Here is a 1,845-nt window from a genome sequence, read left to right as displayed (position 1 = left end):
GTCGATCCAAGGGGCTGTTTCAGAATCGTGGGTCGGCCCCGTCGTGTCACGACGGGGTCTGACCTGCGGTTTTGTGTAGAATCTGTTGGTGGCCAAAGGATATCGACCCGTCGATCGTGACCAGCAGTTCCTGATCCCTCCGGACATGCGGGACTGGCTCGGCACCGATCACCCGGTGTGGACGGTCATCGACATCATCGACCGGATCGACACCACCGCATTCCACAAGGCCGCCAGGACCGGTGGGGCCGGCCGTGCCGGCTACCACCCGGACATGCTGCTGACCCTGCTGGTGTGGGCCTGGTCCCGCGGCGAACGGTCCTCCCGTCGCATCGAGCGACTGTGCGCCGAGGACGTGGCCTATCGGGTGATCTGCGCCCAGGACATCCCCGATCACGTGACGATCGCCCGGTTCCGCAAGACCCACGCCGCCGCCTGCGAGGACCTGTTCACCCAGGTGCTGCTGCTGGCCGCGGCCCTGGGGCTGGGCCGGTTGGAGACGATCGCGTTGGACTCGGTCAAGATCGCCTCCAACGCCGGGACCGGCGCCAACCGCACCGAATCGGCGGTGCGGGCCGAAGCCGCCGAAGCGGCCCGGGCCATCGCGGCGGCGGTGGCCGCGCACGCGGCAACCGACACCAGCGAAGACGACGAGCACGGCCGAGGCGGCCCCGGCGCGGGTTCGGTGCCGCCTCCGCTGGCCGATCCCCGGTCGCTGGCAGCGCGGATCGACGAGGCGATCGCTGTCCTCGACTCCGCTCGCGCCGCCGAGCAGAAGGCCCGGGCCGAGAAGGACACCTCGGCCCGGGTGTATCTCGAGCAGGCCCGGGGCGGGCGGATACCGATGGGATCCCCGCCGGCCGGCGCGGCGCTGGCCGCAGCGGAACTGGCCCTGGCGAAGACCTTGGCCGCCCATGCCGCGAAAGCGGACCGGTATGAGCAGCGTCGGGCCGAGGCCGCCGCGAAAGGCCACCAGTGTGGTGGCTGGGTGATCCGGCCGGCCGAGCAGGACCCGAAGGTGATCAAGGCCCGGAGAAGGCTCGAACGCGTGATCGCGGCCGAGAAGGGTGCGGCGGCACGAGCCGATGACAGCACCGAGGATCGGCCGGAGCGGGTGGTCAACACCACCGACCCGCAGTCCGGGCTGCAACCGTTGCGCGGGGGCGGCTGGGTGCAGGGATTCAACTGTCAGGCCGTCACCAGCGGTGACGGGCTGATCCTGGCGGTGTCGGTGGCCGCCAATCCCACCGATGCGCCGACGTTCGTGCCGATGATGCAGGCCGCGGTGGCCGCCGCCGACCTGATCACCACCGCCCGCACCGGCACCGGCACCGGCACCGGCGATGGTGCTGGTGGTGGGGATCGGATCGGGGTGTTGCTCGCCGATGCCGGGTACTTCTCCGAGGCCAACATCACCGCGCCGGGACCGGACCGGTTGATCGCCCGCGGCAAGGCCCGTCACCTCGAACACGCCGCCCGCGACACCCCGGTGTCGGGGCCGGCGCCGGTCGAGGCGTCAGCAGTGGAGGCGATGGAGCATCGGTTGCGCACCGAGGAGGGAATCACGACTTACCGCAAGCGTTCTCACATTGCGGAGACTCCGTTCGGGCATGCCAAACACAATCTGAACTTCCGGCGGTTCACCGGGCGGGGACTGGCCCGGGCCCGTGGTGAGTGGAGTTTCCATGCCGCGGTGCACAACATCGGCAAGATCCTCACCCTGGTCGGTGGGGGCAGGTTGCCGGCCACCGCCTGACGCGGGTGGTCCCGGGGCGGGAGACCTGCCCCGGGACCGGCGCTGTGGTTCGCGGTCGTGGACCCTCGGCTATTCCGCAACAGCCCGCC

1 protein-coding gene is annotated in these 1,845 nt (G+C 70.6%); it reads left to right on the top strand.

Annotated elements, in window-relative coordinates; all coding sequences use genetic code 11:
* Positions 1-82 precede the first annotated feature (82 nt).
* Positions 83-1,756: a transposase gene (locus tag ACN675_RS29005; RefSeq protein ID WP_420754092.1), complete on the top strand. Its 1,674-nt coding sequence runs from the start codon at positions 83-85 to the stop codon at positions 1,754-1,756.
* Positions 1,757-1,845: the final 89 nt, after the last annotated feature.

This window comes from Rhodococcus sp. O3, assembly GCF_048897285.1.
In the GTDB taxonomy this organism is placed as follows: domain Bacteria; phylum Actinomycetota; class Actinomycetes; order Mycobacteriales; family Mycobacteriaceae; genus Rhodococcus.
The sequence above is the reverse complement of the archived record's forward strand: the minus strand, read 5'-3'. Positions and strand labels throughout refer to the sequence as shown.